Source organism: uncultured Arenimonas sp. (genome assembly GCF_963976025.1).
Lineage (GTDB): Bacteria > Pseudomonadota > Gammaproteobacteria > Xanthomonadales > Xanthomonadaceae > Arenimonas.
The window spans coordinates 1-24805 of the sequence record NZ_CAXBJS010000020.1; the positions used below are offsets into that span (position 1 = coordinate 1).

General features: G+C 70.1%; 23 protein-coding genes and 1 tRNA gene. 9 read left to right on the top strand and 15 right to left on the bottom strand.

Translation table 11 applies throughout. The features are described 5' to 3' along the window. A partial coding sequence (locus AACZ35_RS02640; protein WP_339825730.1) for a M1 family aminopeptidase occupies window positions 1-876 on the bottom strand: 876 nt, incomplete at its 3' end. 66 nt (window positions 877-942) lie between these two features. Between AACZ35_RS02640 and AACZ35_RS02645 the strand changes: the two genes are divergently transcribed. From AACZ35_RS02645 to AACZ35_RS02655, 3 genes are all read left to right on the top strand, one after another. Further along, a complete protein-coding gene (locus tag AACZ35_RS02645) occupies window positions 943-1893 on the top strand; it encodes a pyridoxal-phosphate dependent enzyme (RefSeq protein WP_339825732.1) in 951 nt (316 codons plus the stop codon). Window positions 1894-1906: 13 nt separating this feature from the next. Beyond that, a complete protein-coding gene (locus tag AACZ35_RS02650) occupies window positions 1907-2335 on the top strand; it encodes a ketosteroid isomerase-related protein (RefSeq protein ID WP_339825734.1) in 429 nt (142 codons plus the stop codon). A gap of 138 nt (window positions 2336-2473) precedes the next feature. Beyond that, window positions 2474-3814: a glycosyltransferase family 39 protein gene (locus tag AACZ35_RS02655; RefSeq protein WP_339825789.1), complete on the top strand. Its 1341-nt coding sequence runs from the start codon at window positions 2474-2476 to the stop codon at window positions 3812-3814. A gap of 7 nt (window positions 3815-3821) precedes the next feature. Here the strand turns inward: AACZ35_RS02655 and AACZ35_RS02660 are convergent, their stop codons facing one another. From AACZ35_RS02660 to bioB, 5 genes are read right to left on the bottom strand one after another with little or no spacing between them, the layout of a single operon-like run. Continuing rightward, window positions 3822-4532, bottom strand: coding sequence for an META and DUF4377 domain-containing protein (locus tag AACZ35_RS02660; protein WP_339825738.1), 711 nt, complete (start codon window positions 4530-4532; stop codon window positions 3822-3824). Window positions 4533-4582: 50 nt separating this feature from the next. Further along, window positions 4583-5458 carry a malonyl-ACP O-methyltransferase BioC gene (bioC, locus tag AACZ35_RS02665; RefSeq protein ID WP_339825741.1) on the bottom strand — a complete coding sequence of 292 codons (876 nt, stop codon included), beginning with the start codon at window positions 5456-5458 and terminating at the stop codon, window positions 4583-4585. Next, entirely contained in the window at window positions 5455-6225 is a 771-nt protein-coding gene (gene bioH / locus AACZ35_RS02670) for a pimeloyl-ACP methyl ester esterase BioH (protein ID WP_339825792.1), read from the bottom strand. Before bioH ends, bioC begins: the two co-directional genes overlap by 4 nt. Before the next feature lie 2 nt (window positions 6226-6227). Next, window positions 6228-7421, bottom strand: coding sequence for an 8-amino-7-oxononanoate synthase (gene bioF / locus AACZ35_RS02675; RefSeq protein ID WP_339825744.1), 1194 nt, complete (start codon window positions 7419-7421; stop codon window positions 6228-6230). A 1-nt stretch (window position 7422) separates the two neighbouring features. Next, entirely contained in the window at window positions 7423-8436 is a 1014-nt protein-coding gene (bioB, locus tag AACZ35_RS02680) for a biotin synthase BioB (protein WP_339825747.1), read from the bottom strand. Window positions 8437-8610: 174 nt separating this feature from the next. Between bioB and AACZ35_RS02685 the strand changes: the two genes are divergently transcribed. After that, window positions 8611-9312, top strand: a complete 702-nt coding sequence (locus AACZ35_RS02685) for a ComF family protein (protein WP_339825750.1) — start codon at window positions 8611-8613, stop codon at window positions 9310-9312. A 10-nt stretch (window positions 9313-9322) separates the two neighbouring features. Here AACZ35_RS02685 and ubiA read toward each other — a convergent pair whose 3' ends face one another. After that, window positions 9323-10228, bottom strand: a complete 906-nt coding sequence (gene ubiA, locus AACZ35_RS02690) for a 4-hydroxybenzoate octaprenyltransferase (RefSeq protein WP_339825753.1) — start codon at window positions 10226-10228, stop codon at window positions 9323-9325. Window positions 10229-10332: 104 nt separating this feature from the next. Here ubiA and AACZ35_RS02695 point away from each other — a divergent pair, with 104 nt between their 5' ends. Beyond that, complete coding sequence (locus tag AACZ35_RS02695) at window positions 10333-10572, top strand: hypothetical protein (RefSeq protein WP_339825756.1); 240 nt, start codon at window positions 10333-10335, stop codon at window positions 10570-10572. A 19-nt stretch (window positions 10573-10591) separates the two neighbouring features. On the opposite strand, the gene AACZ35_RS02700 is transcribed toward AACZ35_RS02695, so the two are convergent. Then, entirely contained in the window at window positions 10592-13414 is a 2823-nt protein-coding gene (locus AACZ35_RS02700; RefSeq protein WP_339825759.1) for an EAL domain-containing protein, read from the bottom strand. 137 nt (window positions 13415-13551) lie between these two features. On the opposite strand from AACZ35_RS02700, the gene AACZ35_RS02705 reads away from it, so the two are divergent. Both AACZ35_RS02705 and AACZ35_RS02710 read left to right on the top strand, forming a co-directional pair. Next, window positions 13552-14499, top strand: coding sequence for a glutaminase (locus AACZ35_RS02705; RefSeq protein ID WP_339825762.1), 948 nt, complete (start codon window positions 13552-13554; stop codon window positions 14497-14499). Between the two features lie 68 nt (window positions 14500-14567). Continuing rightward, window positions 14568-14644 (top strand) — tRNA-Arg (locus tag AACZ35_RS02710). Window positions 14645-14652: 8 nt separating this feature from the next. Here the strand turns inward: AACZ35_RS02710 and AACZ35_RS02715 are convergent. The 5 genes from AACZ35_RS02715 to AACZ35_RS02735 all read right to left on the bottom strand — a co-directional run bounded on the left by AACZ35_RS02715 (window position 14653) and on the right by AACZ35_RS02735 (window position 20859). Continuing rightward, entirely contained in the window at window positions 14653-15687 is a 1035-nt protein-coding gene (locus AACZ35_RS02715) for a TraB/GumN family protein (protein ID WP_339825764.1), read from the bottom strand. Between the two features lie 26 nt (window positions 15688-15713). Next, on the bottom strand, window positions 15714-17618 hold the full coding sequence (locus tag AACZ35_RS02720; RefSeq protein WP_339825767.1) for an alpha/beta fold hydrolase: 1905 nt from the start codon (window positions 17616-17618) through the stop codon (window positions 15714-15716). Window positions 17619-17740: 122 nt separating this feature from the next. Beyond that, on the bottom strand, window positions 17741-19525 hold the full coding sequence (locus AACZ35_RS02725; RefSeq protein WP_339825769.1) for a hypothetical protein: 1785 nt from the start codon (window positions 19523-19525) through the stop codon (window positions 17741-17743). Continuing rightward, entirely contained in the window at window positions 19518-20438 is a 921-nt protein-coding gene (locus AACZ35_RS02730) for an ABC transporter ATP-binding protein (RefSeq protein ID WP_339825772.1), read from the bottom strand. Before AACZ35_RS02730 ends, AACZ35_RS02725 begins: the two co-directional genes overlap by 8 nt. A 10-nt stretch (window positions 20439-20448) precedes the next feature. Next, window positions 20449-20859 (bottom strand): GntR family transcriptional regulator, encoded by a 411-nt coding sequence (locus AACZ35_RS02735; protein ID WP_339825775.1) that lies wholly within the window; start codon window positions 20857-20859, stop codon window positions 20449-20451. Window positions 20860-20990: 131 nt separating this feature from the next. On the opposite strand from AACZ35_RS02735, the gene AACZ35_RS02740 reads away from it, so the two are divergent. Next, window positions 20991-21749, top strand: coding sequence for an outer membrane beta-barrel protein (locus AACZ35_RS02740; RefSeq protein WP_339825778.1), 759 nt, complete (start codon window positions 20991-20993; stop codon window positions 21747-21749). A gap of 13 nt (window positions 21750-21762) precedes the next feature. Here AACZ35_RS02740 and AACZ35_RS02745 read toward each other — a convergent pair whose 3' ends face one another. Together AACZ35_RS02745 and AACZ35_RS02750 are read right to left on the bottom strand one after the other, a co-directional pair. After that, window positions 21763-22452 (bottom strand): murein L,D-transpeptidase catalytic domain family protein, encoded by a 690-nt coding sequence (locus tag AACZ35_RS02745; protein ID WP_339825781.1) that lies wholly within the window; start codon window positions 22450-22452, stop codon window positions 21763-21765. A 16-nt stretch (window positions 22453-22468) separates the two neighbouring features. Further along, window positions 22469-23506, bottom strand: coding sequence for a L,D-transpeptidase (locus AACZ35_RS02750; protein ID WP_339825784.1), 1038 nt, complete (start codon window positions 23504-23506; stop codon window positions 22469-22471). A 446-nt stretch (window positions 23507-23952) separates the two neighbouring features. Here AACZ35_RS02750 and AACZ35_RS02755 point away from each other — a divergent pair, with 446 nt between their 5' ends. Next, a complete protein-coding gene (locus tag AACZ35_RS02755; protein WP_339825786.1) occupies window positions 23953-24753 on the top strand; it encodes a helix-turn-helix transcriptional regulator in 801 nt (266 codons plus the stop codon). Window positions 24754-24805: the final 52 nt, after the last annotated feature.

The window sequence follows — 24805 nt, forward strand, 5'->3', positions numbered from 1 at the left end:
GTCAACATCGGTGGCCACGCGCGGGTTGGCCAGCACGTATTTGGTGTTGAAGATGTTCAGGCCCTTGTTTTCCATCGCGCCCATCGTGAAGTCCTGGGCGGCGACGACGTTGAACACGTCCAGGTCGTAGCAGCGGCCAAAACGCTGTTCGTCCCAGCGCAGCGCGCGTTCGACCGCGCCCAGCGCGTACTGGCAGCGCGCCACGTCGCCGGGTTCGGCCCAGATGTTGATCTCGACCTCGCGGCCTTCGGCCGTGCGCAGGCGCTGGCTCACTTTCTCCAGCGGACCGGCGGCGATGGCGAACAGGTAGGCCGGCGTCGGGTGCGGGTTTTCCCAGCTGGCCTCGTGGCGGCCGTCGCCCAGGTCCTGGCTGGCCAGCGGGTTGCCGTTGGCCAGCAGCACCGGGAAAGCCTTGCGATCGGCGCGCAGCACGATGCGCCAGCGCGGCATCACGTCGGGCCGGTCGGCCATGAAGCTGATGCGGCGGAAACCCTGGGCTTCGCACTGGGTCAGCAGCAGGTCACCGCTGCGGTACAGGCCCTCGAGCCGGGTGTTGTCGGCCGGGTGGATGCGCACGCGGGTCGCCAGCTCGCAGTCGCCGGACAGGCCACGCACGACCAGCCGGTGGCCGTCGTAGTCGTAGCGACCGGGCGCCAGGGGCTGGCCGTCGAGGGTGATTTCAAGCAACTCCAGGCCTTCGCCGTCCAGCTCCAGCGGCTGCCCGGGCTGGGCAGGATCCGGGGACAGGCAAAGCCGCGCGGCCACGATGGTGGCGGCGGGATCGAGTTCGAACTGGAGCTCGGCCTGGGGGATGCGCCAGGCAGGCGCGCGGTAATCGGCGAGATGGACGTGGCCATCGCCTCGGAGCTGGGTCATAAAGCAAAAATCCGGGGAAACTGCAGACTTTTGCTAGGCTAGCACGTGCTCCCTGAAGCCCTGCCAATGCCGAACCCGACCCCTGTTTTCGACGACGTGCTGGCCGCGGCCGCACGCATCGCCCCGCACGCGGTGCGCACGCCGGTGCTGCACTCGGCCGACCTCGACCGCTGGGCCGGGGCCACCCTGCTGTTCAAGGCAGAACACCTGCAGCACGTCGGCGCCTTCAAGTTCCGCGGTGCCTGCAATGCGGTGATGGCCCTGGACGAAGCCGCGGCCGCGCGCGGCGTGCTCACCCACTCATCCGGCAACCACGGCGCCGCGCTGGCCATGGCCGCGCGCGTGCGTGGCATCCCCGCCCACGTGGTGGTGCCCGAAGGCGCGGTGGCGTCGAAGCTGGCCAACATCGAGGCGCAGGGCGCCACCATCCACCGCTGCGCGCCGACGCTGGCCGCGCGGGAGGCCACCACTGCGCGCCTGCAGCAACAGACCGGCGCCACCCTAGTTCATCCCTACACCAATGCCCATGTGATCGCCGGCCAGGGCACGGCGGCGCTGGAACTGCTGTCGGAAGCCGGCCCGCTCGACGCCCTGGTCGTGCCCCTGGGCGGCGGCGGTCTGGCCGGCGGCAGCGCGATCGCCGCCGCGGCCGGCCAGCCCGGCCTGGCCGTGTTCGCCGCCGAACCCGAAGGCGCCGCCGACGCTTTTGAATCGCTGCGCCAGGGCCGGCACGTCACCGACCTGGTACCCGACACGATCTGCGACGGCTTGCGCGCCACCCTGGGCACGCCAAACCTGGCGCTGCTGCGCGAACACGGCGTCACCGTGCTGCTGGTGTCCGACGCCGAAGTGCTGGCGGCCATGCGCGAAGCCTGGACGCGGCTCAAGCAGGTCATCGAACCGTCATCGGCCACCGTGCTGGCGGCCGTGCGCCGATATCCGGGGCACTTCGCCGGCAAGCGCGTGGGGCTTATCCTTTCAGGAGGCAACGTCGATCTCGACGCCCTGCCCTGGTGAACCGAGGAAAGCCATGATCGTCGACGGCACCCGCCAATCCGACCGCGCCATCGAACTGGTGCTGGCCTATTACGCCGCCTTCAACCGCGGCGACACGGCGGCCATGCTCGACCTGCTTGCCGACGACATTGCCCACGACATCAACCAGGGCAAGCGCGAAACCGGCAAGGAGGCGTTCACCACCTTCCTGGCCCGCATGGACCGCTGCTACCGCGAACAGCTGCGCGACATCGTGGTGATGGCCAATGAAGCCGGCGACCGCGCCGCCGCCGAATACGTGGTGCACGGCGAGTACCTGGCCGACGACGAAGGCCTGCCCCCGGCCAGCGGCCAGAAGTACGTGCTGCCAGGCGGCGCCTTCTTCGACGTGCGCGACGGCCTGATCGCCCGCGTCAGCAACTACTACAACCTGGAAGACTGGGTCGCGCAGGTTTCGAAGTAGATGGCCGGCCTTCGCGCCATGCTGCGCTCGCCCGGCTTCCGGGTCATCGTCGTGGCGCTGGTGCTGGCTTTCGGGCTGATGGGCGCGCGCGCCATCTGGGACCCCGATGAAGGCCGCTACACCAATGTCGCGCTGACCATGCTCGACAGCGGCAACTTCATCGACCTGTCCCGGCACCACGAATCCGGGCACTGGACCAAACCCCCGGTCACCTATTGGGCCATCGCGGCCAGCATCGCCACGTTCGGACCGCACCCGTGGTCGGCGCGGCTGCCGGCGGCCCTGGCTTTCCTGGCCTGCACCTGGCTGGCCTGGCGCGTCGCGCGGCGGCTGCAGCCCGGCAGCGAAAACATGGCGGCCCTGGCCTACGCGACGATGCTGCTGCCCTTCGGCGCGGCCAACCTGATCACCACCGACTTCGTGCTTGCCGCCTTCCAGGGCCTGGCCATGTGGGCCTGGGTCGAATCACGCTTCGGCCCGCACGAACGGGCCGGGCGGTGGCTGCTGCTGATGTGGGTGAGTTTCGCCGCCGCCTTCATGACCAAGGGGCCGCCGGCGCTGCTGCCGCTGCTGGCCGTGGTGGCGATGATGTGGCTGGCGCCCGCCGGCGACCGGCGCGGCACGCGGGCCTGGTGGGCCGGGGCCCTGCTGTTCGCGGCGCTGGCCCTGCCCTGGTACCTGGTGGTGGTGCTGCGGCATGAAGGCCTGCTGGCTTATTTCCTGGGCACCGAAGTCGTGGCGCGCATCGCCAGCGACAAGCTGCACCGCAACCCCGAATGGTACGGCTGGCTGTTGGTGTACGGGCCGACGCTGGTGCTGGGCACCCTGCCCTGGACCGCCGTGGCCTGGCGCGCGCTGCGTAGTGCAGCGGGCCGGCTGAAGGCCTGGCGCGACGCCGCGAGCCGCCGCCAGGACGCGCCGCTGCTGGCGCTGTGGCTTTGGGTGCTGCTGCCCCTGCTGGTCTTCTGCATCGCGCGCTCGCGCCTGCCGCTTTACGTGCTGCCGCTGTTCGTTCCTATCGCGGTGCTGGTGGCGCGGCAGTGGCTGGCCGAAGGGCGTTCCCTGCCGCGCATCCGCTGGATCGCGGTCTGGGTGATCGTGCTGCTCGGCCTGCGCCTGGCCAGCGCGCTGTGGCCGTCGAACAAGGACGCCGGCCGCTGGGCCGAAGCGCTTGATTCGCGCGTCGACCACCAGGTAGAGGAAGTCGTGTTCGTCGAGGACATGGCGCGCTACGGCCTGCACCTGCACATGGGCGTCGCGGTCGAAAAGGTGTCACTGGAACCGCGGCCGCGCGAGCTGTACGGCGCCGAGTTCGACTCAAGCTTCGCCGGCGAACTGCTCGAACGCGAAGACGCGATCTGGGTGACCAAGCAGCCGATGTTCCCGGTGCTGGTGGAGCGCGCTGCGCCGCTGGGCTTCCGGCTCGTGCCTTTGGGCGAACCCTACGAAGGCCGCGTCATCTTCCGGGTTGTCCGCTAGGCCGGACTCAGCGGCTGCGTTCCAGGATTTCCTCGAGCACCCAGCGGCGCGAGCTGCCGTCGGCGGGCGGGTTGGCGACGGTGTATTCGCGGATGCGCAGCACGTAGTCAACGCCTTCCTGCCAGCTGAAGCCTTCGATGTCGCCGTAGTAGTGCTGCCAGGGCGCGCCGGGTTCGGTGCGCACCTGCAGGCACAACATGGCGCCGGCGCCGGTGCAGGGCTTGCGCTCGCCCGACACCAGCACGATGCGTTCGCGGCCCGCGCTGGTGGGTATGTCCTGGCTGTCGAAGGTCCAGCGCGCGCCGTCGGCCGTGACCAGGCGCAGCTGGGTGCCGCTGAACTCGGCGCGCAGCGGCTGCGCGAAGGCGCTGAGCAGGTCCGACTCGCGCTTCATCAGCTCGCCGGGGCAGCCGCGCTTGGTGCTGAAGATGCCGTCTTCGCCGCCCAGCTTCACCTGGTCGCCACTACGCGACCAGCCGCCGCCGTGGGTATTGCAGGGGCCGGTCATGGAAAAGCGCGCTGCGGAGAAACGCAGCATCGCCGAGCCCGCGCCCTGGGTCGGCAGGGTACGGCCGTCGGGCGCGCTGAGCAGGCGCCAGTCCTTGTCGAGCAGCGGTTCGTCATCCACGGGGCGGACCTCCCGGCTGGTGGGCGCCATGCAGGCGGTAAGCGTGAGCGCGATGGCCATGGCGAGCGTTGGCAGGCGGAAATGGCGCATGTCGGATCTCCAACTCAAAAGGTCGGGCGCAGTCTAGCGCCGTCGCCGGGCTAGCGGCGGCGCAGCGGGATGCGGTCGGCCGGGAAACTGGCGAGGTCGGCGCCGCCCGACCGGCGCGGCGCACCGGGCGCGGGGCCCCACGCCTGTGCCGTGATCACTTCCCAGGTGCTGGGCAGGACCTCGCCGCGGCGCTGGGTTTCGTAGGCAGCGGTGACCTGCTGCAGGCGACGGCGTCCGCCCAGGCCGCGGGCGCGATCATGGCGGGCGTCGCTGGCGCCGATGGCCCGCAATTCGCGCATCAGCGAACGCAGGTCGGGGTAGGTCAGCGTGTAGTTGTCGCGGTCGATCACCGGATCCTTGAAGCCGGCCGCCAGCAGCGCATCGCCGACCTGCTGGATGGCGGCGAAGGGCGACAGCGGCGGCACTTCGCCAACGGCTTCGTAGGCTTCGCGCAGTTCGGCCAGCGTGCCCGGGCCGAAGGTCGAAAACAGCAGCAGGCCGTCGGGCCGCAGCACGCGCCGGAATTCGGCCAGCACCGTTGGCAGGTCTTCCACCCACTGCAGGCACAGGCTGGAAAAAATCACGTCCGCACACTGGTCGGCCAGCGGCAGCGCGGTGACGTCGGCGCAGACCCGCTTCACCGGGCGCCAGAAGCGCGTGTGCCGCGGCACTTCGCGCAGCATCGGCAGCGCGGCGTCCAGGGCCAGCACCTCGGCCTTGGGCCAGCGCTTTTTCATCGCGCCGGCGGCGCGGCCGGGGCCGCTGCCCAGGTCCAGGATGCGGGCGGGCTGGCGGTCGTCGAGGTAATCGAGCTGTTCGAGCAGGCGCGTTTCGACTTCGCGCTGCAGCGCGGCCACGGCCGCATAGTTCGGCGCGGCCCGGCCGAAGGCGCGGCGCAGCTGGCGGCGGTCGAACACGCCGCTCACGGCGGGCAGTCCCGAGCGAAGTCGCGCAGCGCGCCGGCCACTTCATCGGCATGGGTCAGGAAGGGCGCGTGGCCGCCATGCTGCACCTGGTGGAAACGCGCGTCGGGCGCCAGCGCCGCCGCGGCCTGCATGGCCGCCGGCGACACCAGCCGGTCGCGCCGGCCGGCCAGCCACAGGCTGGGCATGGCCAGGCCGGGCAAGGCCGCGCGCAGGTCGCTTTCTTCCAGCAGGCGCAGGCCTTCGCACAGCACGCCGGCGCCGGGCTCGCCGTGGGCGAAAACTTCCGCGCGCAGCAGGCGCAGTTCTTCGCGCACGTGGTCCGAGCCCTGGGCTTCGAGCATGAGGAAACGGTCGAGCGTGCCGCGGTAGTCGCGGCCCAGTTCGCTGCCGAAGCCGCGGAACACCGACGGGTCCATGCCCGCCGGCCAGTCTTCGCCGCGCACGAAGCGCGGGCTGGCGGCCAGCATCACCAGGCCGCGCACGCGTTCGGGAATTCGTGCCGCCGCCTGCAGCGCCACCAGGCCCCCGAGCGACCAGCCCAGCCACAGCGCACGCGCCGGCACGAGGGCAGCGACCGCGTCGGCGGCGGCGTCCAGCGTCAGCGCCACGCCGGCATCGGCGCTGCGGCCATGACCCGGCAGGTCAATCAGGTGCAATTCGAAGTGATCGGCCAGGGCCTCGGACAGCGGCCCGAAAATACCTGCGTGCATGGCCCAGCCATGCAGCAGCACCAGGGGCTGGCCCTGGCCACGGACGGCGTGGAACAGGCTCATGCCGGGACCGGGTCGGCCGCGGGCTTCACCGCTTCGGAAAGTGCGGCCAGCAGGCCGTCGACGTCGGCTTCGCCGTGGTCCACCGACAGGGTGACCCGCAGTCGCGCCTGGCCTTCGGGCACGGTGGGCGGCCGGATGGCGGTGACCAGGTAGCCGCGTTCTTCCAGCGCGCGCGCGGCGGCCAGGGCGGAAGCGTTGTCGCCCAGCACGATCGGCTGGATCGGGGTGAACGATTCCTGCAGCGGCAGGCCACGCGCGGAGGCACCGCGACGGAAGCGCATGACCACCGAAGCGAGCTTGGCGCGGCGCCAGGATTCCTTGCGGATCAGGCGCAGGCTGGCGCGCATGGCGGCGGCCATCGCCGGGGCCGGCGCCGTGGAGAACAGGTAGGGACGCGCGGTTTCAGCAACATGGCCGATCAGCGCATCGCTGCCCAGAAGCACTGCGCCCTGGCCGCCGAAAGCCTTGCCCAGCGGCACCAGCAGCAGCGGCACTTCGCGGGCGCCCAGGCCGGCCACGGCCAGGCTGCCGCGGCCTTCCGGGCCGAGCACGCCGATGCCGTGGGCATCGTCCACGTAAAGCAGGGCGTCCTGCGCGCGCGCCACCAGGGCCAGGTCGGCCAGCGGCGCGGCATCGCCGTCCATGCTGAAGACGCCGTCGGTGGCCAGCATCGCCGCGCCGTCGCGGCGGGCCATCAGCTGGCGCATCGCGGCTTCGACGTCGGCGTGCGGATAACGCTTGAGTTCGCAGCCGGCCAGGCGGGCGCCGTCGATCAGGCAGGCGTGGTTCAACTTGTCCTGCACGCAGGTGTCGCCGGCTTCCAGCAGCGACTGCATCACCGCCAGGTTGGCCTGGTAACCACTGCCGAAGAACAGCGCGCGCTCGTAACCAAGCCATTCGGCCATTTCGCGCTCGAAGCGGGCGTGTTCGGCGTGGTGGCCGGTGACCAGCGGCGAACCGGTGCTGCCGACGCCGTGCCAGGCCGCGGCTTCCTGCATGGCCGACACCACGTCCAGGTGCTGGCCCAGGCCCAGGTAGTCGTTGCCGCAGAAGCTGGTCAGCTGGCGGCCGTCGACCAGCACGCGGGCGCCTTCACGGCCTTCGATCTCGCGCCGGGGCCGGAGCGCGTCGCGCGCCGTGCGGTCGGCGCGGGCCAGGTTTACGCGGTCGGTGAACCGGATGCGCGACATCTCAGGCGGCGCAGCCGGCGGCGGGCTCGACGATGTCGGCGTGCACGGTTTTCGATTCGTGCACCACCGGCATCGGCCGCAGGCCCAGGCGTTCGAACAGGGCCTGGTCGGCGGCCACGTCCGGGTTGCCGGTGGTCAGCAGCTTTTCGCCGTAGAAGATGGAGTTCGCGCCCGCCAGGAAACACATCGCCTGCAGCTCCTCGCTCATTTCGGCGCGGCCCGCCGACAGCCGCACCATCGAAGCCGGCATCATGATGCGGGCGGCGGCGATGGTGCGTACGAACTCGAACGGATCAAGCAGGGCGGTTCCGGCCAGGGGCGTGCCTTCGACCTGCACCAGGCGGTTGATCGGCACCGAATCCGGGTGCGCCGGCAGGTTGGCCAGGGCCTGCAGCAGGCCGGCGCGCTGCGCGCGCGACTCGCCCATGCCGACGATGCCGCCGCAGCAGGTTTTCATGCCGGCGTCGCGCACGTGTTCCAACGTGTCCAGGCGGTCCTGGTAATCGCGGGTCTTGATGACATCGCCGTAGAACTCGGGCGCGGTGTCGAGGTTGTGGTTGTAGTAGTCCAGGCCGGCGGCGCGCAGGGTCCTGGCCTGCTCGCCCTTGAGCATGCCCAGGGTGGCGCAGGTTTCCAGGCCCAGGGCCTTCACCTCGCGGATCATCTCGGCGACCTTCGGGATGTCGCGGTCCTTCGGGCTTCGCCAGGCGGCGCCCATGCAGAAGCGCGACGCGCCGGCGGCCTTGGCGGCGCGGGCGCGTTCAAGCACCGACTCGGTGTCCATCAGCTTCGTGGCTTCGACACCGGTGTGGTAGCGCGCGGCCTGCGGGCAGTAGGCGCAGTCTTCCGGACAGCCACCGGTCTTGACCGACAGCAGCGTCGAGACCTGCACTTCGGCCGGGTCGAAACGCTCGCGGTGCACGGTGGCGGCGCGGAAAAGCAGTTCGGGGAAAGGCAGGTCGAAGAGGGCGAGGACTTCCTCGCGCGACCAGTCGTTACGGATGACGGCAGGCATGGGCATTCCCTGATGCTGCGGGAAAATGAAGAGCGGCAGTCTGTTGGCCATGCCCCACCCTGTCAACCAAAACCCACCCCTGGAAGTTGACGGCCCGGCCCCGGTCGGGGGGATACCGGGACGCCGACGCTACGCCGGACCCGAACCTGTCTTCCGTGAACAGGATCACGTTCCGTGCGCCGGGCGCTAGCCGAATTTTTCGCCGGTCTCGGTCCGGCGCTGCTGCCCTGGCGCTGCCTGGTATGCACCGAGCCCGGCAGCGGCGGCCTCGACCTGTGCCCGGCCTGCCGCCGCGACCTGCCCTGGAACCACGCCGCCTGCGCCCGCTGCGGCCTGCCCCTGCCGCGCCCGGCGCCGCGCTGTGGCCGCTGCCTGGGCAGCCGGCCAGCCCAGGCCAGCACGCAGGCGGTTTTTTGTTATGCGCCGCCGCTGGACCGGCTGCTGCCACGGCTCAAGTTCCACGGCGACCTCGCCGCCGGCCGCCTGCTGGCGGGGTTGCTGGCCGAGGGACTGGCCGGTGCAGCGCGGCCGGCGGCGCTGCTGCCCATTCCGCTGCACCGCAGCCGCCTGCGCCAGCGCGGCTACGACCAGGCGCTGGAACTGGCCCGGCCGCTGGCCAGGTCCCTGGCCCTGCCGCTGCTGGCCGATGCTCTGCAGCGCGGCCGGGCCACGGCGCCGCAGTCCGAGCTCGACGCCCGGGCGCGGCGTGGCAATGTGCGCGGCGCCTTCCGGCTGGCGCCCGGCATTGCCCTGCCCGCCCACGTGGCCCTGTTCGATGACGTCATGACCACCGGCGCCACCCTGGCCGAAGCCGCCCGGCTGCTGCGCCGTGCCGGCGTGGCGCGGGTGGACCTGCGGGTGGCCGCGCGGGCCTAGGTTTTGCCGGTCAACCCAGGGCGTAATGGCCGGCGATGCCGGCGAAAATCGCCAGTCCCACCCACTGGTTCGAGATGAAGGCTTCGAAACAATTCCCGCGGGCGCGGTCGCGTGCGATCCAGAACTGGCGCAGCACCAGCACCACGGCCACGGCCAGCGCCACGTAATAGAAGATGCCCAGCCCGGCCCGGCCGCCGACCAGCCACATCGCCCAGACGAAGCCGGCGTAAAGCAGGCCCTGGGCCACCAGGTCGGCGTCGCCGAAGAGGATGGCGGTGGACTTGGACCCGGCCCTGAGGTCGTCCTCGCGGTCCACCATGGCGTACCAGGTGTCGTAACCGGTGGTCCACAGCAGGTTGCCCAGGAACAGCAGCCAGGCCAGCGGCGGCACCGTGTCCTGCACGGCCGCGAAGGCCATCGGGATGCCCCAGCCAAAGGCGACGCCCAGGTAGACCTGCGGCAGGTAGGTGTGGCGTTTCAGGAACGGGTAGGTCGCGGCCAGGAAGGCGCCTGCGATGCTCAGCAGGATTGTCAGCGTGTTGGTGAGCAGCACCAGCCCGAAGGCCACGAGCATCATCACCACGAACAGAGCCAGCGCCTCGCGCGGGCTGACCGCGCCGGTGGCCAGGGGCCGCTGGCGGGTGCGTTCGACCTGCGGGTCCAGCCAGCGGTCGGCGTAGTCGTTGATGACGCAGCCGGCCGAACGCGTCAGCCAGACGCCGGCGCTGAAGATGAGCAGCAGGTGCCAGGGCGGCAGGCCTTCGGCCGCCAGCCACAGCGCCCACCAGGTCGGCCACAGCAGCAGCAGGATGCCGACCGGGCGGTCGCCGCGGATCAGCAGCCAGTACAGGTGCAGGCGCACGCGCCAGGCCGGCGTCGGCGCCCCGGCGGGCGTCGGTTCGGGGAGTCGGGACATGGCGCGAAGCCTAGCAGAGCGCCCTGTCGCCGGGCAGCGCACTTGAAGCCGCCGGGCGATGTCCCCATTGTTCAAGCTGACTCCCCCAACACGAGGTCGCAAGCATGAGCGCAGGACAGGGTTCCACCGGCAACGTCATCGCCGCCATCTGCAGCTTCTTCGTGCCGGGACTGGGCCAGCTGGTGCAGGGCCGCATCCTCTGGGCGATCACCTGGTTCGTGCTGGCCTGCCTGGCCTTCGCCATCACCTGGCTGGTGACGCTGTCGCTGCTGCCTTTCGGCTGGTTCGTGATCAGCATTTTTTCCTGCATCCACGCCGCGGTTTATTCGCCGCCCAACCGATAGCCGGCGCGGCGGCGCGGGCCTAGGCCTGCGCCGCCAGCCAGGTCGCCATTTCGTCGGCGGCCAGCGGCCGCGTGAACAGGTAACCCTGGGCTTCGTCGCAGCCCTGCTGGCGCAGCAGCTGCAGCACGTTTTCGGTTTCCACGCCTTCGGCCACCACGCTCAGCCCCAGGGCATGGCCCAGGCTGACCACCGCGTGGGTGAGTTCGAGCATGTTTGGCGTGGTGTCCATGCGGCTGACGAAGCTGCGGTCGATCTTCAGATTGCGCAGCGGGAAACGATGCAGGTAGCCCAGGTTTGAAAAACCGGTGCCGAAATCGTCGATCGACAGCGAGATGCCATTGGTCTTGAACAGCGCGAAGGTGTTGCGCAGCACTTCGCTTTCGCGCATCAGCGCCGATTCGGTGATTTCCAGCACCAGCCGGTCGGTGGGCCACTGCTCGCGGGCGCAGGCCTCCAGGACCTGGCTGCCGAAATCCGGGTCGCGCAGCTGCAGGGCCGACACGTTGACCGCGATGCGGCCGAACTGCAGCCCGGCCTCGTGCCAACGCCGCGCCTGCCGGCAGGCTTCGCCCAGCACCCAGCGGCCGATCGGCAGGATCTCGCCGCAGTCTTCGGCGACGGGAATGAATTCGCTGGGGAAACGCGACTCGCCCGACGCGGTGGTCCAGCGCAGCAGGGCTTCGATGCAGGCGATGCCGTTGTCCTTCATCGAAACGGTGGGCTGGAAGGCCAGGTGCAGTTCCTTGCGCGCCAGCGCCTGGCGCAGCTCCTGTTCCAGCGTCACCCGGCGCTGCACCCGCTCGTAGAAGCTGGCGTTGTAGAACTGGAAGGTATTGCGGCCGGCGTCCTTGGCCGCGTACATCGCGGTGTCGGCGGCGCGCAGCATCGATTCGAGATCGGGGCTGTTCTCGCCCAGCAGGGCGATGCCGATGCTGCAGCCCACCTGCGCCTCGCCGTGGGCCAGGTTGATCGGCCGGCCCACCGCTTCGATGATCTTGCGCGCCACCACCGCGGCGTCCTCGGGGCGGGCGATCTCGCGCAGCAGCACCAGGAACTCGTCGCCGCCCAGCCGGCCCACCAGGTCCGAGGCGCGCACGCACTGGCGCAGGCGCCCGGCGATTTCCTGCAGCAGCAGGTCGCCGGCCTCGTGGCCCTGGGTGTCGTTGACGTGCTTGAAGCGGTCCAGGTCCAGGAACAGCAGCGCCAGCGGCTGCTGGTTGCGGCGCGCGAGTTCGATCGATTCTTCCGCACGCTGGCGGAACAGGAAGCGGTTGGGCAACCCGGTCAGCGTGTCGTAGTGGGCAAGCTGTTCGATGCGCTCGCCGGCTTCGTGTTCTTCGGTGATGTCCTGGGTCAGGCCGGTGATGCGGTAGGGCCTGCCCTCGCGCAGCTCCAGGCTGCCGGTGACGCGCAGCCAGATGCGGCGATCGTCCGGGGTCATGTAACACAGGTCGGCGCTTTGCTCGGGCAGGTGTTCCCTGACCATGCGCTGGAAGGCCACCTGCAGCTTCTGCGCCGACTCGGGCGTGTAGTTGGGCAGCGTGTCTTCGAAGCGCAGCGGCGTGCCCGGCTCGATGCCGTGGATGCGGTAGTTTTCGTCGGTCCAGTGCAGTTCGCCGGTTTCCACGAACAGCTCGAAGCCGCCGATGCGGCCCATGGCGGCGATGCGGTCGAGCAGGTCGTTGCGCCAGCGGGAGTTTTCCTCGGCCTGGCGCTGTTCGGTGATGTCGTGCAGCACGCCGACCAGGCTTTGCACCCGCCCGTCGTCGTCGAGAATCGCCTCGGCGCGCGCCTGCACGATGCGGCGTTCGCCGCTGGGGCGCAGCATCACCACTTCCAGCGCGTACGGCTTGGCCTGCTTGAGCAGCGCCACCGACGCCGCGTGCAGCTTCTCGTAGGATTCGGGCGTGAACAGGTGGCGCTGGTTGCGGAACTTGGGCGGCGCCTGCTTGTTGGACAGTCCGACGATCCAGTACAGCTCGTCCGACCACCACAGCTTGTCGTTTTCCGGGTCCCAGCTCCAGTTGCCCAGGTGGGCCACGTGCTGGGCCTGGTTGAGGATGAGTTCGCGCTCGCGCAGCTGGGCTTCGATCTGCTTGTAGTCGTGGATGTCGGTGTGGGTGCCGACCACGCGCTGCGGGCGGCCGGCGTTGTCCCAGGTGATGGCGCGGCCGCGATCGAGCACCCAGCGCCAGCGCCCGTTGGCGTCGCGCACGCGGTAATCGACGATGTAGTTCTCGCGCTCGCCGGTGAGGTGGGCGTGCAGCGCCACCTTCATGCGCGGGCGGTCATCGGGGTGGATCAGGGTTTGCCAGGCGTCGAAGCTGCCGGCGAAGGCATCGCGCGCGTAGCCGAGCATCGTGAAGCAGCGGCCCGAGCGATAGACCTGGTCACGTTCGGCGTCCCAGTCCCACAGGCCGTCCTGGGCGTTTTCCAGGGCGAAGCGCCAGCGGGCGCGATCCGGCGACTCGGCCAGGTCGGGGGCTTCGTCCAGGCTGAACACGCTGATGGTGTAACCCAGGATCGTGCCGTCGGCGCCGGTGGCCGCGCGCAGCAGGCAGTCGAGCGTGTACTGGGGCGTTTCGTGGCGGTGGTGGATTTCCCGGTCCGGGTGCCCGGCCAGCTGGCGCATGCCGTCGGCCAGGGCCGCACGCAGGTCGGCCTCGAGCTGGCCCCCGACCAGGCTGCGGGCCCGGTCATTGCCCACGATCACCCGCCCCTGGGCGTCGAGCACCATCAGGGCGCGTCGCGAGGGGTGCAGCAGCAGGCTGGCCAGGAACGCGTGGTCGGCGTTCACGTCCGGACTGGTGGGGTCGGCATGTGGCGGGGTGGCATCGGGCATACGTTAGTGCCAGCGTCACATAAGTGCAGCCCCGGAAACGTGGCCCCTTGCACGATTCCGGTCGCAAGCCCTGCGTCCGGCGGAGCAAACGGACCTGCGTGTCATAATCGCCGACCCCCTCCAATGTGGCCTGGCCCGTGAGAGCAGAGGTTTCCGAGACCATCGCCGGAACGGATTTCGACGCGCTGCTGGCGCGCATCGCCGAGGACGTGAGGCCGCTGGTTTCGCAAGGCAAGGTGGCGTCCTACATCCCGCGCCTGGCACAGGTGCCGGTCGAACGTTTCGGCATGGCGGTGGCGACCCTGGACGGCCGCCGGTTCTCGATCGGCGACGCCGGCACGCCATTTTCGATCCAGAGCATTTCCAAGGTGTTTTCACTCAGCATGGCGCTCGACGCCCTGGGTGGCGACCTGTGGCAGCGCGTCGGGCGGGAGCCTTCGGGCAGCCCCTACAATTCGCTGGTCCAGCTTGAGGACGAGTGCGGCATTCCACGCAATCCGTTCATCAACGCCGGTGCGCTGGTGGTGGCCGACGTGGTGCTGTCCAAGCGCCGCGACGGCCTGGACGCGCTGCTGGCGTTCATCCGGGAACGGGCCGGCAACCCGGACATCGGCGTGGACACGGACGTGGCCGAATCCGAAGCCCTGGCTGGCTTCCACAACGCCGCGCTCACCAATTTCATCCGCAGCTTCGGCAACATCGAGCAGCCCGTGGAAGACGTTCTGGACTTCTACTTCCGGCAATGCGCGATCGCCATGAGCTGCGAAGACCTGGCCCTGGCCTTCCTGCACCAGGCCGACGGCGGCCGCTGCCGGCGCACGGGCGTGCAGGTCATCAGCCCGGTGCGGGCCCGGCGCATCAATTCCCTGATGCTCACCTGCGGCACCTACGACGCCGCCGGTGACTTCGCCTTCCACGTCGGCCTGCCGGCGAAGAGCGGCGTCGGCGGCGGCATTGCCGCGGTGGTGCCGGGCGCACTGGCCCTGGCCGTCTGGTCGCCGGGCCTGGACGAACGCGGCAACTCACTGGCCGGCACGGCGGCACTGGCCCGCTTCACCGAGCTCACGGGCTGGTCGATCTTCTGACTGACCCCTCCGGGTCGCGCAGCCGGGGCTGCGGTTGATCTGCCCGGCGTGGCATAATCCGCCTCCGGGCGCCTGTAGCTCAGCCGGATAGAGTAGTGGCTTCCGAAGCCATTGGTCGGGGGTTCGAATCCCTCCAGGCGCGCCAACCCTTTTTCAATCCGACGCCTTGCTGTCTCCGGGCGCTTCGACGCTGTACCCCGCCTGTTCCAGCACGCGCAGGTAGCTGCGTTCGCCGATGACCCGCGACATGGGCAGGACGGCGAAACTCTCCCGATGTTCAGCCAGCGCGCCCTTGGCCGCGGCCAGCCATGTGGCTTCGACCCGGGCCGGCAGGTCGGTCAGGCCACGATTTTGCGCCAGGGAAGTCTCCAGCAGGGCTTCGGTGCAGGCCTGGCTGTTGTCGGTGTAGGGAAGGTCCTGCAGCATCGCCACTTCGCCCATCGCCCAGGCGTTGGCCCGCGTCGCCAGCGTGTCGAGGTCACGCTCGACCTGGTCGAGCGTGAGGCGGAAACATTCAAGGTCGTCCAGTTCGTTGCGGCTGAACTCCTTGAGCGCGGCGCGGGCGTTTTCGACCCGCAGGGTGACCGTTGGCTGTTCGAAGGGCACGCCGCTGCGCCCGGCGGCCCGCTTCACCTCGCGTCCGACCACGTCGCGCCAGGACAGGTCGCTGCGGTCGAAGGCTTCTTCGCGCAGTTCCATCGCGGCAGCGATGGGGCGGCGTTTTTCGACGCCGCGGTCGCGCCCCAGGTAGCGCGCCTTCAGCACCTGCCAGCGGGCGTAGTCGGCAGCCGGCAGTACGTCTTCCAGCTGCTGCTTGTCGGGGTTGTTGCGGGCACGCAGGGCCGAAGGCAGCAGGAACATGCCGCCCAGCGCCCCGCCCCGGGTGCTGATGCTCACCCTGGGCGACAGCAGCACCAGGCCGGAGGCCGCGATGCGCTCCCTGGCCTCGTCCGAGTTCCACTCCATGCGCTTGGGAAGCGGCGTCAGGGTTCCCAGCACCCACATGACGTTGCCGTCGCGCGACACCTTCCACAGCCCGGGGCCGGGCTGCACGCCGCTGACGACCAGGGTTTCGAGCATCGGCACGTCGTCCGCCTCCGGTACGACCGGCGGCACGGCCAGGGCCGGTCCGGCCAGCAGCAGGAAGGCCAGCGCAAATGGATACGTCCGGAGGCAGCGTTTGTTCATGGCGGCATTGTGCCGCAAGCGCCCGATCAGGGCGGACCCGGCAGCGCCGAACCTCGCAGTCGCAGCGAACGCTTCAGGTAGGCTTCGAGCGCCGGCGACGGTGGCGCGGGCACGTCGGAATCCAGATGGCGATGCAGGGCGGCTTCCACCAGGTAGAGCCAGGCTTCGCGGGCGAGGGGTGCGTCCATGCCATGGCCGGCATCCGGCTCGACGAACAGGCTGACGTCCTTGCCCAGCAGCGCCAGCGTCGCCGCATAGTGGCTGACACTGCGGAATGCCACGCGTTCGTCGCGGCCCCCGGCGAACAGCAATACGGGACGCGTCAGCCGCTCCGCGTTCTCCTGCGGTGACTGCCTCGCCAGGCGATCGGTCACGCCCGGGTCTTCGGGGTCGAGGCCGAGCAGGGCGAAAGTCGTCGCAAGCGGCACGCCCGCCTGCAGGCTCAGGTCGCTGCTGCGCACGGCCCAGCGCAGGGTCCAGCCGAAATCGGCCGGCGGTACCGCCGCCAGCGCCAGGCGATAAAGCTGCGGCGAGAACGTCACGCCCAGCAGTGCGGAATAGCCGCCGAACGACGCCCCCACGATGGCGACCCGCTGCGGATCGCCGACGCCCTGCGACAGGGCGGCCCGCGTTCCTTCGTCGATGTCCCGCTGCACCCGGCCGTTGCCGAAGTCGCCTCCGGGCGACAGCATCAGCTCGCGCCCCAAGCCGGTGGAACCTCGGAAATTGGGTTCGAACACCGCCACGCCGCGGCTGGCAAGAAAAGCGACGAAGGGCGAATGGCCCGGACGCGCCGCCGACCAGGGGCCGCCGTGCACCAGCACCACCAGCGGTGCCTTCGACGCGTCACGCCCTGCCGGCAGGGTCAGGAAACCATGCAGTTGACGGCCATCGGACGCCGTCCAGCTTATCGGTCGTCGCGGTGGCTGCGACGGTGCGTTCGCGTCCGGAACCAGGTCGACGGATTCAAGGCGCCCGGATGACGGATCGAAACGCCAGGTGCGTACGCCGGCCGCTGACGCCGTGCGCTGCTCCACCCACCACGGCGCCGTTGCCGAGGGCCCAAGCTGCAGGGACAGGTCACTGTTTGGCAGCGCCCGCTCAAGTCGCGCCAGCGCCTGCTGCACGCCGGGATCCCGGGCCAGCCAGTGCGGCCGGGTGCTGCGCCAGGCCAGGAGCGCGGGTTCGCCGGTCCGGCGATCGAACACGACCTCGTCCAGGTCTGCTTCGCTGCGCGGGTCCATGGCGACCGCGGCGACGCCGTGCCCGGGCGAATAGCGCTGCAGCTGCTGCAGGTCGGCGCCCAGGTCGCCTTGAAGCCAAAGCCCGGCAGTGCCGTCGCCGGCAAGCAGGCGGCAGCGGTGCAGGTTCGTGCAATCGAAGCGTTCGTGCAGGCGGCCCTGGTCGTCGGCCTGGTAAACCACGTGGCGGGCGGCTTCCGCCTGTCGCAGCCAGGCCAGGCTGCCATGCGGGGTCAGCAGCACGTCCAGGATCGGGGCGTCGCTTTCATGCAGCATCGCTGCATCGCCATTGGCGCGCCATCGCCATACCGAAGACCGCCAGGGCGTCGCGCCATCCGGCGACTGTTCGCGCAGCAGCACCGCGTCGGGTTTGCCGGCGTCGGTGTCGAGCAGCGCGCGTGAATGGCGGTCCTGCCAGCGCGCGAGGATCTCGCCGGTCCCTGCCGCCTGGCGGTCGAACACCATCAGCTGGGTCGGCGTGAGCACGAACAGCCAGCGACCATCCCGCGACCAGCGCAGGGAGGCGTCGTCCACGCGCGGCAACAGGCGGACCGGTTCACCGCTCTCCAGTGGCCGCCACCAGAGGCTGGACTGGTCCTGGTCGCGACGCAGCCAGGCCACGGTGCGGCCATCAGGGGACAGCAGGCTGCGCTCAAGCCCGGCGGTTTGCATGGCTGACTCACGGGACATCGCGGGACCTGCCGGCCAGTGCTTCGCTTCGGCGATGGCTTCGGCCCAGCCATCCGCTGCAGCCGGGGCTGCCGTGCTGGCAATGGCCAGGAAAAGGCCCCCGGCCAGGCACCGCCACCCGTTCATGCGTGGTCGCGCCGCGGGTAGAGCAGCCACTGCGCCAGCAGGCCGGGCAAACCGACGAGCAGGCACGCCAGCACCCAGACAGCACGCGCGCGTCGTCCCAACACCTGTCGGCGCCCCCAGGCCAGGGAGCCAGCGGCGGCGAACAGCGCGGCCAGGCCGGCCGCCAGCCAGGCGGCCACGGGGCGATGGTGTGAGCCGCCGGCCTGCAGCGGGTTGTCCGCGGCGAACAGCTGCACCAGTGCCAGGCGTGCGTGACTCAGAAGCGGGGACACCCACCACTCGTAGTGCCGCAGCAGCAGCGGGAAATCGGGCGCCAGGTCGCGGCGCGCCACCTGTTCCGGCGCGCCCTCTTCTGGCCAGTGCCAGACCGACTGCCAGGCCGCGCCCGGACCATCGATGCTGCCGCGGCCGACGGTGATCGACACGAGTTCGCCATCGATCAGTTCCATCAGGTCAATGCGGGCAAGCCGTGCTCCCTCGAGCGGAAGCGGCAGGCGCTGGCGCGGCGCAAGCGGACCGGTTCCGGCCCGGAATGCACGCGCATCGTAGAGGTAAAGCGCCTGGTTGCTCAGCACCATCACCGCTTCACCGGTGGCCGCCGGCGAAGCAGCCAGTGTTTCCGTCGGGGGCAGCTCCAGAACGACGTCGACCTGCTGGCGATCGCTGTCGTAGCGGTACAGTGCGTGCGCCGTCGCCATCAGGCCGTCGCCGACCAGCAGCGGCGGCGAAGGAAAACGCAGCTGCTTTTCCCCGATGCCCAGCACGCCTTCGCGTTCGCGATTGACCGGATTGACGCCCAGGAATCGGCCGGCGTCATGACTGAAGGTGTAGCGGCGGCGATTCCCGGCGTCGTCGAACTCGGCGAGCGCCGGATTGGTCAGCGCATGCGCGACCGGAAACGCCGTGATTTCCGGCGCCATCGAACCCAGGTGGGACAGAGGCACCTGCTGTCGCCATAGCGGCGCCTGGGCATGCTCGCTTCCCGCCAGGCCCGCCAGCAGCAGCTCGCCGGATTCGGCACGACTGGCCTGCACATAGCCGCCTTCGGGCGGCGTGCCGTTGAGCGGGTGGTTGCCGATCACCATCCAGCCCAGCTGGTAGCCCAGGCTGGCCATCACCAGCAGAACGTAGGAACCGAAGGCCAACGGCACCGCCGCCAGCACCTGGCCTGTCGCCGTGCGCGGAGGCGCCGTCAGGTCCGGCTTGAACACCACCCGCAGCCACGCCGCCAGCCAGGCGAGCACCAGTGCCTGCATCACCAGCGCCCAGGCGCCGTTGGCCTGGCTTGCAAACCACAGGGCGGGCGGCACCAGCGCGAAGGCAGCGACGCGGCGGGTACTGAGCATCGCGATGGCACCGGCCAGGTAGCCGCCCGTGGCGATCATCCCGGCCGCCAGGGGCAGGGCCGCGTGGCGCAGGTCCACCACCCTCGCCGTCCAGGCCCATTGCCCGACGACGAGCAGCGCAAGCGGCAGCAGGACGGCCAGGCACAGCAGCGCGCCGGCGGCCAGCGACAGCGCCGCGACGATGCGGCCCGGTGGCAGCGGCCGGTGCAGCAGGTTCAGCCAGGCATTGGGGCGCCGGTAGCTTCCCATCTGGTACAGCCCGAGCAGCAGGCCGGCGACGAAGTACACGCCGGCGACGATGGCATGCACGAAATCGGGCTGCTGCAGGGGATCGACCAGGCGTGCGAAGAATCCCAGCACGGCCAGGTGCACGATCGCCGCGGCGATGGCCCAGGTACGAAACCGCAGCAGTTCGGCCCGCCAGAGTTCACGCATGGCGAAGCTCCGTCGGGGCGGCGTGGTGTTTGGCCAGGAAGCCGTTCACGGCGCGGTCCAGGCTCACCGGCATCGACTGCACCGAACGCGCACCGACGCTGCGCAGGAAGCCGGCGAAGCTTTCGTCCTGGTCCAGCACCAGATAGTGCTGCAGGCCGTCGAGCTGCTGGCGCTGCAGGAGGCCGGGCACCGTTTCCGGCGGCGGGCCCTGGAAGGGGATGTCGGCCACCCAAAGCGACACGCGTTCGCAGAATTCATCGGGTGCCGACATGTGCGCCAGGCGTCCGCGTTCGAGGATGACCAGGTTGTCCGCGACCCGCTCGATCTCCTCCATCTGGTGCGAGCAATAGATGACCGTGCAGTCGCCGGCCGCATTGCTGTAGAGCAGCGATTCGAGGAAGGCGCGCTTGGCGACCACGTCCAGGCCCAGGGTCGGCTCGTCGAGCACCAGCAGCTCCGGCGACTGCGCCAGCGCGAGCGCCAGGTTCAGGCCGGCGCGTTCGCCGCGCGAGAGCTGGCTCACCTTCTGGCCCGGTTCGACCTGGTAGTGGCCGATCACCTCGTCGAAAGCCGCCTGCCGCCAGCGCGGGTAGTGCTTTTTCTGCATGGCCGTCACGGCGGCCACCGTCATCCAGCCCGGCAGCGTGTGCTCCTCGTTGACGAATCCGATGCGACTGCGGTCGGCGGGCCCCAGCTGCTGGCTGTCCACGCCCAGGATGCGCGCCTGCCCCGAGCTCGGCGGCAGGAAGCCGAGCAGGATGCGGAACAGCGTGGACTTGCCGGCACCGTTGGCGCCGACGATGGCGTGGATGCGGCCGCGCGGGATGGCCAGGCTCAGGCCGTCGAGCGCGTGCTTGCGGCCGTAGCGTTTCACCAGCGCGTCGGTCTGGATGACCAGGTCGTCGTCGTTCACCGGGGCCACCTCAGGCGCGCTTGCGCGGCCGGAGGGCGCGCAGTTCCAGCTGCAGGCGCGCCTGCACGTCGGCGGCCGGGATGTCCAACGCGATCACGTCATTGACGAACCGATGCACGGCCTCGTCGAAGCGACGCTCGCGTTCGGCGTCGCTCAGGCGCTGGCGTGGCGTGGCCACATACAGGCCCAGCCCCTGGCGCGATTCCAGCCAGCCCTCGGCGGTGAGTTCGGCATAGGCCTTGGCAACGGTATTCGGGTTGACCATAAGCTGCTGCGCCAGGCCGCGCACGCTGGGCACCTGGTCGCCGACCGCCAGGCCGCCGGTGGCGACCTGCATGCGGACGGCGTCCACGATCTGCTTGCTGATCGGGCGGGCATCGCCGGTGGCGATCTGGATCATCAGGGGGCGGGTTCGGGCCATGGCGGTGCGTCCATACTGTACTAGTGCGGACAGTACACCGAGAAAGCTGACACGGCAAGCATCGCCGCTGCGTGTGTTGGTAGGTCCCCCGGCTGCGTCCGGCGGGGCTTTCCCCTCACTAGGAGTTCCCCATGTTCAAGTCCCTGCCCCTGCTCGCCCTGCTCGGCCTGGCAGCTTCCCCCGTGGTGGCCGCCGAACAGGCCTGGACCGGCTGGTACGTCGGTGGCCACGCCGGCCACGCCAGCGGCGATTCCCGCGCCGACGTCAGCCTGGGCGGCGAGTGGTCGATCGAAACCCCGGCACTGCGCGATGACGTCAGCTCCGCCTGGTCCACGGACCTCGGGCCGGACGGCAGCGCCTTCGGCCTGCTGTTCGGTTACGACCACCAGTTCGCCAGCGGCTTCGTGCTCGGCGCCGAGCTCGACTATGCGTCGCTCGACATCAGCGACAGCCGCGCCACCGGCCTGCAGCCGGCGCCGTCGGTGCCGACGCTGAGCTACGACTACGCCAACACCATCGAACTCGACGACAAGTGGTCGCTGCGCGCGCGCTTTGGCTATGCCGACGGCCGGCACCTGTTTTTCGCCAGCGCGGGCTGGGTGCAGGTGGACGCCACGGCCAGCGCTTCGGTGGCCAGCAACGGCGGCTACCTCAAGCTGGGCCGGCAGTCGGGCACCCTCGACGGATTCGAGTGGGGCCTGGGCTACGCCTTCGACTTCGGCAACCAGTGGTCGCTGCGCGGCGAATACCTGGTGACCGACCTCGACGACCTGCGCTACGACACCGGTTACCTGCCGGGCAGCACCTTCACCTCGCCGGCCTATCTGGAATCAGTGCGCCAGGACGTCGATTTCGACACCTTCCGCATCTCGCTGGACTACCGCTTCTGAAGACCCGCCGGGGTCAGCCCTGGCTGGCCCCGGCTTTTGCACGCGCCAGCGTATCGCTGCCGCAGCCCAGGAATTGCGAACCCTGCAGCCACTCCGGGTCGGGGTAATACGCGAACAGCAGCTGGCCCTGCTTGAGGGTGTCGATGACCTCGCGCGCCACTTCCGGGCGCACCGCGGGGCAGCCGTAGCTGCGGCCCAGGCGGCCCTGCGCCACCGCGGCCAGCGGGTTCACGTAGGGCGCGCCGTGCATCACGATCAGCCGGTCGCGGGCGGCGTCGTTGACGCCGGGCTCGAGGCCGTCCATGCGCATCGAATAACCGTTGCCGCCGTGGTAGGTCTCGCCGGTGCGGAACAGGCCCAGGCTGGACTGGTGGCTGCCTTCGCGATTGGAAAAGTCGGTGGCGACGTTGCCGCCGCTGCCCTGGCCATGGGCCACGTGTTCGGCGAACAGCAGGCGGGCCTGTTCGAGGTCGAACACCCACAGCCGCGGTTCGGTGGACGGCCGCGAATAGTCGATCACGGCCAACCGGCGGGCCGAGGGTGCGCTGGCCAGGGCGCATTCGCGCGCCTGCAGCGCTAGCGCCAGCACCCGGGCGTCGGCTTCGGGTGCCTGGGCCTGCAGCTTTTCCAGCAGCGTGGGTTTGGCCAGCGCCGGACCGGCGGCCAGCAGGGCGGCGCAGGACAGGGTTCGCAGGAAGGCCATCAGGAGGTCTCCAGGGTCATTGCCCCTCGTTATGGGGCCGGGCCGGAGGGATTTCATCCCCTGCCTCGATCACGGTCAACGCCGGAGCCCGGCGCAAGGCCTCGTCGGTGACCACCAGCGTGGCCCCGGGCACCAGGGTGTCATAAACCCGCGCCAGGAACCGGGGGTCGGCGTCCAGGCCCGCCTGCGCCAATACGCCGGCCGGATCGTCGGCACCGTCGCCCAGCACCCGCAGCCACCGGCGGCGCGGCCGGTCGGGCAAGGACGGGGCCGCTTCCGGCTGCACGCCGTCAAGCAGCAGGTAGGCGCGCGTGCCGACCGGCGGCGTGCCGGCCAGCTGCACCGGGCCGCGGCCAATCTCGACGCCCTCGCGCATCACCACCATTTCCCGCTCTGAAAGGCTGAGCACCACGGTCACCTGACCGGGCGGCGCCAACCCGGGCAACCAGCTGAAGCCGGCATCCGCAGGCACCGGCAGCGACAGGTCGCCCACGCGCGTGCCCACGGTTGCCGGTGGCGGGCTTGCCGGGAACAGGCTGGGATCGGCAAGCATCGGCACGCGGGCCGGGTCGTCGGTGATCACCACGGTCATGCCACGGGTGGTGACGTCGTAGAGCTTTTCGGCGAAGGCGTCGGGCAGGCGCACGCAGCCATGCGACGCCGGATAACCTGGCACCCGCCCCGCGTGCAGCGCGATGCCGTCCCAGGTCAGCCGCTGCATGTAGGGCATCGGCGCGTCGTCGTAGAGGTTGGAATAGTGCTCGCGCTTTTTCTGCAGCACGCTGAACACGCCGGTGGGCGTGTCGTAGCCGGGTTTGCCGGTGCTGGCGGTGGCGACGCCGATGCGCACGCCGTTGCGATACACGTAGGCACGCTGTTCGGGGATGCTGACCAGCACCAGCACCGGACCCATCGGCGCCAGTTCCGGCGTCCACAGGTACTCGCCCGGCAGCAGGTTCAGCGACGACCCCGCCGACGGCACGGCCGCTGTCGCGCCTGCCACCGACAACACGGCCAGGCAGGCCGCCAGGCCAAGGCTGATGCATGAACGCACTGTGCCGCTCCCGCTCCCGAATACCACCATGCTACGCGCCGCGGCGCGCTGGCGGGTTCAGGAATGAAAACGGCCCGAATCCATTCGGGCCGTGTCTGCGAAGACGAACCTGTTTGTCCCGAACCCACTCTGTAAAGGTTCCAGGGTCGCCGTGCCGTTGGAGAGAGAGTATGGCGTCGCTGACGGCGTCATCTTGGACCGCGCAAGGGCCTTCGCCGTGTGCACGGATTGCGATTGAAGTTGTCGCGGAAAGCCTTGTTTTGCAGGCTTTTCTGAACCATTGCCAACTGTCCGCGTGGACGTCCGCGTGGACATGACCTTTTGCATATGCCGGCTTCGCGCGCACGTGCAAACTGGGTGAATGTCCCCGCGGATGCCTGTCGATGTGCCCGGCTGCACTTTTCTCAACCGCTGAATTCCATCGCCTCGGCTTCGCCGGGGCGGTGGTGCCGGCCACCGAACGCTTCCACGTGGTTGTTGCCGCCGCGCGCGGCGCGCAGGTGGATCTCCCCGCCGGCTGGGCCTCGGCCTGGTGGGTGCTGCAGGGCAGCCTGGTTGTCCAGGCGCCAACTTTCCAGGGCGACGTCGGCAAGGGCCGTTTGCTTGCCTGGCAGGACGGTCCACTGCGGCTTTCGGCGCCGGGCAAGGTGGGGGCGATCGGCATCGCCGGGCCCGCGCACCTTTGGGCACACCGCCTGCGCGACCAGCCCGGCGGCAGCGACCGCCTGCTGATGCCCTGGCAGGTGCGCCCGGGTCGCGAGCTCCGCCGCCTGATGCTGCGCGTGGCCCGTCTTTCCCGGCATGGCCAGGCGCGCAACGATGCGGCGCTGGGCGCGCTGGTCGCGGCCGTGCACGAAAGCCAGGCGCCGGTTCGCATCTATCTGGACGCCTGCAGCGGCCGTACGCGCCAGCGGCGCGAACAGGTACTGCTGCGCCTGATGCGCGTGCGCCACCTGATCACCTTCGGCCGTTCGACCCGGCTCGACCTCACCAGCCTGGCCGAAGTGGCGAACTATTCGCCCACCCACCTGATCCGCCTGTATCGCGAGGTTTTTGGTGAAACCCCGCTCGAACACGCCAACCGCCTGCGCGTCGGCCGTTCCTGGGCGCTGGTGCGCGACACCCGCATGCCGATCGGCGACATCTCGGAAGTGATCGGCTTCGAAAGCAAGAGCGCGTTCTGCCGCTCGTTCAAGGCCAACTTCGGCGCCACCACCTCCCAGGTCCGCCGCGCCGGCGCCGCCTGACACCGGTGCCGGCCGCGCCGGCCCCGCTTCCCTGCGCTACAAAAAAAGGCCC

What these genes read in the sequence shown, in the direction of transcription:
- AACZ35_RS02660 (WP_339825738.1), bottom strand. Translation starts at nt 4,532, where the DNA reads ATGCGCCATTTCCGCCTGCCAACGCTCGCCATGGCCATCGCGCTCACG.
- AACZ35_RS02735 (WP_339825775.1), bottom strand. Translation starts at nt 20,859, where the DNA reads ATGGCCCGAACCCGCCCCCTGATGATCCAGATCGCCACCGGCGATGCC.
- AACZ35_RS02745 (WP_339825781.1), bottom strand. Translation starts at nt 22,452, where the DNA reads ATGGCCTTCCTGCGAACCCTGTCCTGCGCCGCCCTGCTGGCCGCCGGT.
- AACZ35_RS02655 (WP_339825789.1), top strand. Translation starts at nt 2,474, where the DNA reads ATGCTCGACAGCGGCAACTTCATCGACCTGTCCCGGCACCACGAATCC.
- ubiA (WP_339825753.1), bottom strand. Translation starts at nt 10,228, where the DNA reads ATGTCCCGACTCCCCGAACCGACGCCCGCCGGGGCGCCGACGCCGGCC.
- AACZ35_RS02720 (WP_339825767.1), bottom strand. Translation starts at nt 17,618, where the DNA reads ATGTCCCGTGAGTCAGCCATGCAAACCGCCGGGCTTGAGCGCAGCCTG.
- bioB (WP_339825747.1), bottom strand. Translation starts at nt 8,436, where the DNA reads ATGCCTGCCGTCATCCGTAACGACTGGTCGCGCGAGGAAGTCCTCGCC.
- AACZ35_RS02700 (WP_339825759.1), bottom strand. Translation starts at nt 13,414, where the DNA reads ATGCCCGATGCCACCCCGCCACATGCCGACCCCACCAGTCCGGACGTG.
- AACZ35_RS02650 (WP_339825734.1), top strand. Translation starts at nt 1,907, where the DNA reads ATGATCGTCGACGGCACCCGCCAATCCGACCGCGCCATCGAACTGGTG.
- AACZ35_RS02695 (WP_339825756.1), top strand. Translation starts at nt 10,333, where the DNA reads ATGAGCGCAGGACAGGGTTCCACCGGCAACGTCATCGCCGCCATCTGC.
- bioF (WP_339825744.1), bottom strand. Translation starts at nt 7,421, where the DNA reads ATGTCGCGCATCCGGTTCACCGACCGCGTAAACCTGGCCCGCGCCGAC.
- AACZ35_RS02740 (WP_339825778.1), top strand. Translation starts at nt 20,991, where the DNA reads ATGTTCAAGTCCCTGCCCCTGCTCGCCCTGCTCGGCCTGGCAGCTTCC.
- AACZ35_RS02715 (WP_339825764.1), bottom strand. Translation starts at nt 15,687, where the DNA reads ATGAACAAACGCTGCCTCCGGACGTATCCATTTGCGCTGGCCTTCCTG.
- AACZ35_RS02645 (WP_339825732.1), top strand. Translation starts at nt 943, where the DNA reads ATGCCGAACCCGACCCCTGTTTTCGACGACGTGCTGGCCGCGGCCGCA.
- AACZ35_RS02725 (WP_339825769.1), bottom strand. Translation starts at nt 19,525, where the DNA reads ATGCGTGAACTCTGGCGGGCCGAACTGCTGCGGTTTCGTACCTGGGCC.